Source organism: Bacillus sp. JJ1127 (assembly GCF_036965845.1).
GTDB lineage: Bacteria > Bacillota > Bacilli > Bacillales > Bacillaceae_G > Bacillus_A.
Window position 1 is genome coordinate 1 of the sequence record NZ_JBALQK010000151.1, and the last position, 8,897, is coordinate 8,897.

The 8,897-nt window shown below is 36.1% G+C and carries 8 protein-coding genes; 4 read left to right on the top strand and 4 right to left on the bottom strand.

Translation table 11 applies throughout. From position 1 onward, the window contains the following. Positions 1 to 143: 143 nt before the first annotated feature. Together V7183_RS25990 and V7183_RS15635 are read right to left on the bottom strand one after the other, a co-directional pair. Positions 144 to 482 (bottom strand): IS3 family transposase, encoded by a 339-nt coding sequence (locus V7183_RS25990; RefSeq protein WP_438825176.1) that lies wholly within the window; start codon positions 480 to 482, stop codon positions 144 to 146. Between the two features lie 154 nt (positions 483 to 636). After that, positions 637 to 1,929, bottom strand: coding sequence for a methyl-accepting chemotaxis protein (locus tag V7183_RS15635; protein ID WP_335360113.1), 1,293 nt, complete (start codon positions 1,927 to 1,929; stop codon positions 637 to 639). 269 nt (positions 1,930 to 2,198) lie between these two features. Here V7183_RS15635 and V7183_RS15640 point away from each other — a divergent pair, with 269 nt between their 5' ends. The 3 genes from V7183_RS15640 (at position 2,199) to V7183_RS15650 (ending at position 4,633) form a co-directional block, all read left to right on the top strand. After that, positions 2,199 to 2,921, top strand: coding sequence for an amino acid ABC transporter ATP-binding protein (locus tag V7183_RS15640; RefSeq protein WP_335360114.1), 723 nt, complete (start codon positions 2,199 to 2,201; stop codon positions 2,919 to 2,921). Positions 2,922 to 3,033: 112 nt separating this feature from the next. Continuing rightward, positions 3,034 to 3,828 carry an ABC transporter substrate-binding protein gene (locus V7183_RS15645; protein WP_097894953.1) on the top strand — a complete coding sequence of 265 codons (795 nt, stop codon included), beginning with the start codon at positions 3,034 to 3,036 and terminating at the stop codon, positions 3,826 to 3,828. A gap of 112 nt (positions 3,829 to 3,940) precedes the next feature. Beyond that, positions 3,941 to 4,633 (top strand): amino acid ABC transporter permease, encoded by a 693-nt coding sequence (locus V7183_RS15650; RefSeq protein WP_335360115.1) that lies wholly within the window; start codon positions 3,941 to 3,943, stop codon positions 4,631 to 4,633. A gap of 130 nt (positions 4,634 to 4,763) precedes the next feature. On the opposite strand, the gene V7183_RS15655 is transcribed toward V7183_RS15650, so the two are convergent. Next, on the bottom strand, positions 4,764 to 5,846 hold the full coding sequence (locus V7183_RS15655; RefSeq protein ID WP_097894951.1) for a fatty acid desaturase family protein: 1,083 nt from the start codon (positions 5,844 to 5,846) through the stop codon (positions 4,764 to 4,766). Positions 5,847 to 6,425: 579 nt separating this feature from the next. On the opposite strand from V7183_RS15655, the gene V7183_RS15660 reads away from it, so the two are divergent. Beyond that, positions 6,426 to 7,952, top strand: coding sequence for an FAD-dependent oxidoreductase (locus tag V7183_RS15660; RefSeq protein WP_335360116.1), 1,527 nt, complete (start codon positions 6,426 to 6,428; stop codon positions 7,950 to 7,952). Between the two features lie 57 nt (positions 7,953 to 8,009). Here V7183_RS15660 and V7183_RS15665 read toward each other — a convergent pair whose 3' ends face one another. Continuing rightward, a complete protein-coding gene (locus V7183_RS15665) occupies positions 8,010 to 8,792 on the bottom strand; it encodes a nucleotidyltransferase domain-containing protein (protein WP_335360117.1) in 783 nt (260 codons plus the stop codon). Positions 8,793 to 8,897 lie beyond the last annotated feature (105 nt).

Sequence of the window (8,897 nt, forward strand, 5' to 3'; positions counted from 1 at the left end):
CCATGCATAGAAGCAGTCAAGACCTTTTCCTGCCACATGTCGAGTTTTAAACAAAAGGAGCAAGTAAGTGCAGATCATGTTGTATGCCACATAGCAGCGACTAATATGTAGAAAAGATAAAATGGATTTATCTAACATTTCCCTTATACACTTAGCTTAATCGAAATTGATTCCCAAAAGCAATAACTATTTTTTAAATTAATGACAAGATACATACATGTATTGTTAAAAGTAAGGTAGGTTATATCTGTAACCCATTTTTCATTTGGTTTGGTGGCTGAAAACTCTCTGTTTAAAAGATTTTCCGATACGACGCATTGTTCTTTTAAGCCAAAATGTCTCCACTTTTTCTTTCGAATCTTAGCTTGTATCCCCATCTTCTTCATTAATCGGTACACTCTTTTATGATTTATCTGTAAACCGCAATACTTTTTGAGCCATGTACACACTCTTGGATAACTAAAACTACCATTTTTCTCCACAAAAAAATTCCCTCTATAGATAAACAGTAACTTTCTTTCAACTGTCTACTATGAGGGGCTAATACCACAATACAGAAATCATCTTCTTGATGTAGCATAGTCTTTTTCTAATGTCCTTTACAAAGGGTACATTTCAAACTGTTCTTCCTTCTCTTTATACCATAAACCGTTCAATTGTTTGTTTTAACTCTGTTGCTTGATTCTCTAATTCTTTTAATAGTTGATCAATTGCTACCATATTCTCAGATTGCTGCATCGTTACACGAGCCACTTCCTGCGAACCCGCTGATGTCTCCTCAGCAATTGCTGCCACTTCTTTTGTTTGTGCACCAGTCTGATGAATATGATTCACTTGTTCGTTCATATAACTACTAATCTTTTGAGTCGCATCTGCTACTTCCATAATGCTTGATGACATTTCTTTTAAAATTAACTCCGTTGCCTCACCACGCTTGGCTTCCTCTTTTGCAGTGTTCACTTGTTCTGTCATTTGCAACGCCACTTGTTGTACTTCATTTTGCATATCACAAAGTAATTGTGATATATTTCGTGCTGAGCTATCACTCTCATCAGCAAGTTTTCGAACCTCTTCTGCCACAACTGCAAAGCCTCTGCCATGTTCTCCAGCACGAGCTGCTTCAATTGATGCATTCAGTGCTAGTAAATTGGTTTGGCTTGCAATTTCACTTACTACAGAAACAATATGTTCTACTTGTTTCATCCGCTCTTCTAATTTCTGTACATTTTGCATAGATTGCTCATTTTCTTTTGCTAACGTTTGGATACCTTGAATAAGCGAAACAAATACACGAGTACTCTCCCCCAACGCTTGTACCATTTCTGAAGACAATTGATCAGATTGTTTCGCTTTTTCTTCCACTTCACTAGCAATAGAAGTTGTTGTATCAACAGTAGCAACAATCGTTTGAATGGATGCTGCTGATTGCTCTGCACCTGAAGAAATTTCAGTTAGTGTCTCAGATACAACTTGTGCCTGCTTCGTTGCTTCACTTGTTTGTTTTCTAATTTGTTGCACTTGCATATTTGTATGTGAGAACGTGGTATCGATATTTTTTACCATTGCTCGTAAATTTCCTAACATCATATTAAATGCAACACTCAACGACCTGATTTCATCGTCTGTTTTCCGTAATGGCACATTTTCACGAATGTCACCCTCAGCAGCCTTATGTGCCGCTTCCTCAAGTCTATGAAGAGGCTTGATTAAAAAAATTGCTGCAAAATACGCTAAGATTCCTGACCATATTACTCCTAACAGCATAACAACAATATTATAAACGGTTTGGCTTACATAACCTTGAAAATAATCATACATCACATAAATAAAAAATAAACTTGTCGAATAAGTAATTAAAGCTAAGATTGTCGTAAATAGCATAAGCTGCATACGTAAACCAAAGGAAAATGTTTTCTTTTCTTTTTCCATGTTCTCATTCCTCCCCCTTTAAACCCTATAAATACTACCTATATATTATTATCCATATTTTCACTATAGAAAGATATAAAGATTTCTAAAATATTTTACAAATCAGTATCCTCACAATTAAAAACAAAAGAAATATAACGAACTTACAAGACAAAATTCACTACACAATATCTAAACTCATAAAAAAATAGAGGATTCTGACAATTTATGACTAATAACAGAAATAAGGGGCAACATTTGTAAAATCTATTTTCGACTGGGGGTTTTGTATGATTCAAGTCCAAAATCTAGTAAAATCATTTGGTTCATTAGACGTTTTAAAAGGTATTAATTTAGAAGTAAAAGAAAAAGAAGTTGTTGTTTTAATTGGTGCCAGCGGTTCTGGTAAAAGCACTTTACTCCGCTGTCTTAACTTTTTAGAAATGTACGATGAAGGTGAAATTCGCTTACAAGGGGAACGGATTAATCCAAAAAGTACAGATTTAAACAAAGTCCGCGAAAACGTTGGAATGGTATTTCAACATTTCAACCTCTTTCCTCATATGACCTCATTAGAAAACATCATAGAAGCACCTATTCATGTAAAAAAAATGGACAAAGCAAAAGCCAAAGAAACTGGAAACAACCTACTACAAAAAGTTGGATTACAAGACAAAGCAAACGTCACGCCACACCTCTTATCTGGTGGCCAAAAGCAACGCGTTGCAATTGCACGTGCGCTTGCAATGAATCCGAAGATTATGCTATTTGACGAGCCTACTTCAGCGCTTGATCCTGAACTTGTTGGGGAAGTATTACAAGTTATGAAAGAACTCGCTGGTGAAGGCATGACAATGGTAATCGTCACCCATGAAATGAGCTTTGCACGAGATGTAGCAGACCGAGTCATCTTTATGGACGATGGGCAGATTGTAGAAGATGCTCCACCAGAACAATTTTTTTCTGCCCCATCAAACGAAAGAGCAAAACAATTTTTACGAAACGTTTTATAATACGACCTTATGTCAACTCATGCGGGTCAGTTAAGCACCCTATCTATAGAAAATTCCCATATCATATTTGAAGCTGCCCGTATGTACAGGATAAATATATAGGAGGGGTTTTATGAGAAAGAAATTATTAACTGTTGTTGCAGCAATTACACTATGCATGTCTTTCATACTTGGAGCCTGTAGTAAAGAAAGTAGTACAACTTCGACAAATGGTGAGAAAGAATTCCGCTATGCAATGAGTGGATTATATAAACCATTTAACTATAAAGAAAATGATGGAAAACTTGTAGGTTTTGATGTTGAGATTGGCGAGGCTCTTGCAAAAAAAATGGGGATGAAACCCGTCCCAGTTACAAATCCTTGGGAAACATTAATTCAAGGTCTTAAAGCAAAAAAGTATGATGTGATATTAGGAAGTATGGCGATTACAGAAGAACGATTAAAAGCTGTTAACTTTACAAATCCATACTATCGCTCTGGCGCACAAATCTTTGTTTCGAAAAAGAACAATTCTATCTCTTCACCAGAAGACTTAAAAGGGAAAAAAATAGGTGTTGTAAAAGCAAGTACATTTAAGGAACTTGTTACAAAATATACGGATCAGATTACAGAATATGATAGTGATATTACTGCACTTATGGATTTAGAGCCTGGCCGGGTAGATGCAGTAATTACTGATCAAATGGTTGGTCTTCGTATGATAAAAGAAGGAAAATCAAATATAAAAGAAGCTGGAAAGCCGTTAAATCTTGATGAGATGGGAATCGCTATTCGTAAAGATGATAAAGACATGGTGAAAAAGGTTAATAAAGCATTAGATGAAATTATTAAAGATGGTACTTATGAAAAGATTAGTAAGAAATGGTTTGGTCGTAATATTCTTGGGGAAGAAGTGAAAACAAAATAAAATATTCTCTCCTAAGGCAGTCAAAAACATGTTTAATAAGTAATCGATGCCCCACATAAGCTGTGAGGCATTTGCATCCATCCTAAAACTCAACTAATATGAGGTGAAACGAATGATTGAAATTTTTATCTCTACCTATCCTACACTTCTAAAAGCTGTTGTCATAACATTACAATTAACCCTAACTTCTTTGCTACTCGGTTCATTAATTGGTCTATTATTTGCTTTTTTTCGTATTTCGAACAATAAAGTCTTAAATAGCATTGCCAACGTTTATATTGCTGTGATCCGCGGCACACCTTTAATCGTACAAATCGCCATTCTCTACTTTGGCATTACTTCGGTCGTTGTCTTTACACCTTTTTGGGCGGGAGCAATTGCTTTAGCTATTCATAACGGTGCATATATTACAGAAATTTTCCGCGGTTCTATTCAGTCCGTCGATCGCGGACAATTAGAGGCTGCTCGTTCCTTAGGAATGTCGTATCCACTAGCTATGCGTCGTATTATTTTACCACAAGCATTCCGTCTTTCTATACCTCCCCTAGGAAATCAATTTATTATTGGATTGAAAGATTCTTCACTTGTTGCCTATGTCGGTATGTCAGAATTGTGGGGATCAGGTTTATCAATAGCTGCGGGTAATTTCCAGCAATTAGAGACATACATTGTCGTAGGTATTTACTATCTTGCGCTTGTTCTATTATTTACTTATTTTGTTAATCTCTTAGAAAAAAGACTTGGACGTAAACAAAGTAACTCTGTGCAAGTTCATAACAAGAAAGAAAAGGCAGTCTCATTATAAAGTGAAGCTATAATCAGCGGGGTTTTCTTCATCCCCACTGATTACTCCCCATAAATAGCGGGATAAAAAAAAGCAAGCTACCATCAAAGTAGCTTGCTTTTTTGAATGTTTCTAATTAATCTATCCACAATCATGGATTTACTTTTTTAATAGGCTCTTCTTCTATATGTTCCTCACGATATGAAATATTCTCAGGGTCTAATCCATTTCCTAAAGAACCGTAGAAATGCTCTTTATGCGGATCAATTAATTCACTACCTTGATAGTACACACGAGGTGTTTTCCAAAGCGTTGCCAATGCTTTCGTCATCGGCATCTCATGATAACGTTCCGGCCACATTTCTTTAATCTTTTCTTTTACTAATGGATAGTACTTCGAACTCATAGCAGGGAACAAATGATGTTCTGTATGATATGAGAAATTGAAATGCAACACATCTACCCAGCGCGGCACTGTTACAGATAAACAGTTTGCTAACGGATCATTCACAGGAACAATTGGATTTAAACGATGGTTCGTTGCAATATATGCCATTACAATAAAGTTAGCAATTAATAATGGAATCACATACGCAAACAACCACTTTGCAGGTCCCATAATAAACAATAGACTAATCCACACTGTCCATGGCAAAAGAAGCTGAAGCCATACAGATTTTTGATTCGATGACTTAAATTCTTTTATAAAATGAAAGAACATTCGAGTTGAATGTAATGTAAATTGAATTGTTAGTGACAGAAAACTAAAGAAAGAACGTACATGAAGCGGCAGACGATACACCCATCTTAAAAATTTACTCTTTTTGAGTTTTTCAAAAGTTGGCCATGCATCTGGATCGTGTTCTTCATGTTGCGTATGAACATGGTGCGTCGCATTATGCCACTTTCTCCAAAGCTTCGGTCCTGTAGACAATGGCAGAAATGCAATCGCCCCTAACACATCACGAAGCCAAGCTTTTCTTACAACCGTTCCATGTAAAATTTCATGCCCTAAAAATCCAAGTGAGGCAAAACATAAACCGAGAACAATCGCAATCCCTAGATTTGCCCACACATTTAATTCGAATACACCGATCGTTACTAATCCAGCTACTGCCACAAGTAAATAAGCCAGTCCACCAAATAAACGAGTTGGAACTGGTTTAAGTGCTTTTTTTGGCAAGTGCGGTGATACACGTGCTGCATACCACCCAAACGTATGAAGCTCCTTCATCTTTTTGCCCCCTTCTTATGCCGCGTTTACGCAAATTGCATACATCAATTCTTGTTTCCAGATTGATACTACTAGGTAATCCCAAAAAAGCATTTATCATAAGTAAAACATACTCACTCTATCGTCACTTATTTCCGCTTTTATTATCAATGAAAAACATTTCTCTTTTTACTCTTTATCAACCTTTCCACATGTTGAATCATATCAATAGACTTTCCACATTGTCAATAACTTTTATGACCTAGTAATAAAATGTGGTTGTATTTTCATAATGATATCTTATTTCACTAAAGAAAAAACATAGATTTTATAAGGTTTTATCCATTATATATATAAATACTTTCACATAACTCAAGCCCTTCTTTTATTAAGAGATAGCGTCTATATGAAGCAAATTAATTCTTCTTAATATTCCTTCACACAAAAATCCCTTCTTAATAAAACAGGGGATAAAATTATATTAAAATAATATTTTATTTTATATCGTTCCACTCTCTTGCATTAAAAATAATCTACATAAATTTTACATAAATAGGGAAAGTTAAGAGGAAAAGTGTTCTAAATTAGGAGGGCTACATGATGACAAATAATTCGTTTCCTAAACTCCCAAATCCCTACTGGATCGAATCTACTTCATTACCTACTTTTCCCAATCTATCTGAAAATATAAAAACAGAAGTCGTCATTATTGGCGCTGGCATTACAGGTATTACAACCGCTTATTTACTTGCTAAAGAGGGAAAGAAAGTTGTTTTAATCGATTCTGGAAATATTTTAAATGGAACAACTGGACATACGACTGCAAAAATCACTGCACAACACGACCTCATCTACGATGAATTAATGAATCATTTCGGAACAGAAAATGCCCGTCTATATTATGAAGCAAACGACAAGGCCCTACAATTTATAAAAGAAACAGTGCAAACACATAATATTGAATGTGACTTTACGGAAGAAGATGCCTATTTGTATACAACGCGTACCGAGGGATTGCAGAAGTTAACAAACGAATACGAAGCCTATAAAAAACTAAATATTCCTTGTGACTACGTCGAATCCATCCCGCTTCCTATTCCAGTCCAAGCTGCACTCGTTATGAAAAAACAAGCTCAGTTCCATCCTCTTCGTTATTTACAAAAGCTTGTTGAGCAATTTATTGAAATGGGCGGCACAATTTATGAGCATACAACTGCAATCAATGTTGAAAAAGGAACCTATCCACAAGTGATTACAAAAGACGGCCACCGCATCACATGTGAGTATATTGTCTCTTGTTCTCATTTCCCGTTCTATGATGCAAATAGCTTTTTCTTTGCAAGAATGTATGCAGATCGCTCTTACGTACTTGCAATAAAAGCAAAAAAAGATTATCCCGGAGGCATGTATATAAGTATCGATGATCCTAAACGTTCCTTACGATATACAACAGTAAATGGAGAAAAACTCATTCTTGTTGGTGGAGAAAGTCATAAAACGGGACAAGGAATCAACACGATGCTTCATTATGAGGCGCTACATTCCTTTGCCGAAGAAACATTTGGAATAGATGAAATTCCTTATAGATGGTCAGCACAGGATTTAATCACTTTAGACAAACTTCCTTACATCGGACACATCAATGAAAGCAATCCAAACATATTCGTTGCAACTGGATATCGTAAATGGGGAATGACAACCGGAACCGCTGCAGCACAGCTCTTAACTGCTTCTATCACAAAAATAAATAGTCCTTATAAAGAGTTATTTGCTCCATCACGATTCCATGCTGAACCAGACGTGAAAACATTTGTTTCTCAAAACCTTGATGTAGCGAAGCATTTAATTGAAGGAAAACTAGAATTTGCTCTTCGTACACCGGAAGAACTTGAAAATGGTGAAGGTGCTGTTGTAAGCGTTCATGGTAAACGTGCAGGCGCGTATAAAGATGATGAAGGTAAACTACATATTGTCGATACAACCTGTACACACCTTGGCTGTGAAGTGGAATGGAATAACGGTGATTGTACATGGGATTGCCCTTGTCATGGATCACGATTTTCAATTGATGGAGATGTAATTGAAGGACCTGCCGATGAGCCGTTAAAGCGGGTTGACGGAGAATAGTATCCTATAATTTGCAATTGACGAATACAAATTAATTTAAACAAAAAGAGCACCGATCTATCTGTGCTCTTTTCTACTTATTTCAAATAACAGGTCCCGAAACAAAACATTCAGCTTCTCAACATCTATCCCTATTCCTTTTTCCATTCCCTTCGCGTATTCTTGATAGTACGCTATCTGCTCCTCTAAAAATTGATTTAATCCCGCGATTTTCGGACTAGCATCCAGTTCAACACCCGCCTTTTTCTTTCTGAGTAAATGTTTAATTTCATCTAAAATTCTATGTTCTAAGGGTAACTCCGTGATTAAACTTTCAAACTCTATAGGTGGCAGTGTTCCCCTCTCTTCTAACCATTTGCATGCTAAAATAGGGCGCAACACATAGAAATACTTTTTCAGCTTCACATTCTCGTCTTGTAGAAATTCACGATAGTTCTTTGAGGCCATATGTAAGTAGTGGTAAATTGTAGATTTTGGATTAAAATGATTTTCGCTCATTTTCTGTAAACGTTCGGGTAAATCTGAGCTTTTAGAATAAAAGATTGGAGAGCGAATCCATTCTAATAACGCTGGATTCGACTTTGCAAATAGCTGCAGTGCTTTTCTAATATCCCAGCCACTTATATCTAACACATCACTAATTGGATATTCAATAACATCCCGCTTCTCATCGATGGATAAATACCACTCTACCTGATGGATATAGACAAACCTAACATCATAATCGCTATCTTTCGATGGAAACCCCCATGCACGACTTCCTGATTCTACTGCAAATAAAATCTTCACATCATTCTCTTTCTCAATTCTCTCTAATTCGACTTGAATTTTGTCTCTCATATGTATCACCCTCATTTTCTGATCATTTCCCTGGAAATTCGACAACTATAATGAAAACTCTACTATGTATACATCAATTAAAAAAACGACATAAAACCCCTCTTT

Coding starts and splice junctions, on each gene's coding strand:
- V7183_RS15635 (WP_335360113.1), bottom strand. CDS start 1,929: ATGGAAAAAGAAAAGAAAACATTTTCCTTTGGTTTACGTATGCAGCTT.
- V7183_RS15640 (WP_335360114.1), top strand. CDS start 2,199: ATGATTCAAGTCCAAAATCTAGTAAAATCATTTGGTTCATTAGACGTT.
- V7183_RS15645 (WP_097894953.1), top strand. CDS start 3,034: ATGAGAAAGAAATTATTAACTGTTGTTGCAGCAATTACACTATGCATG.
- V7183_RS15650 (WP_335360115.1), top strand. CDS start 3,941: ATGATTGAAATTTTTATCTCTACCTATCCTACACTTCTAAAAGCTGTT.
- V7183_RS15655 (WP_097894951.1), bottom strand. CDS start 5,846: ATGAAGGAGCTTCATACGTTTGGGTGGTATGCAGCACGTGTATCACCG.
- V7183_RS15660 (WP_335360116.1), top strand. CDS start 6,426: ATGACAAATAATTCGTTTCCTAAACTCCCAAATCCCTACTGGATCGAA.
- V7183_RS15665 (WP_335360117.1), bottom strand. CDS start 8,792: ATGAGAGACAAAATTCAAGTCGAATTAGAGAGAATTGAGAAAGAGAAT.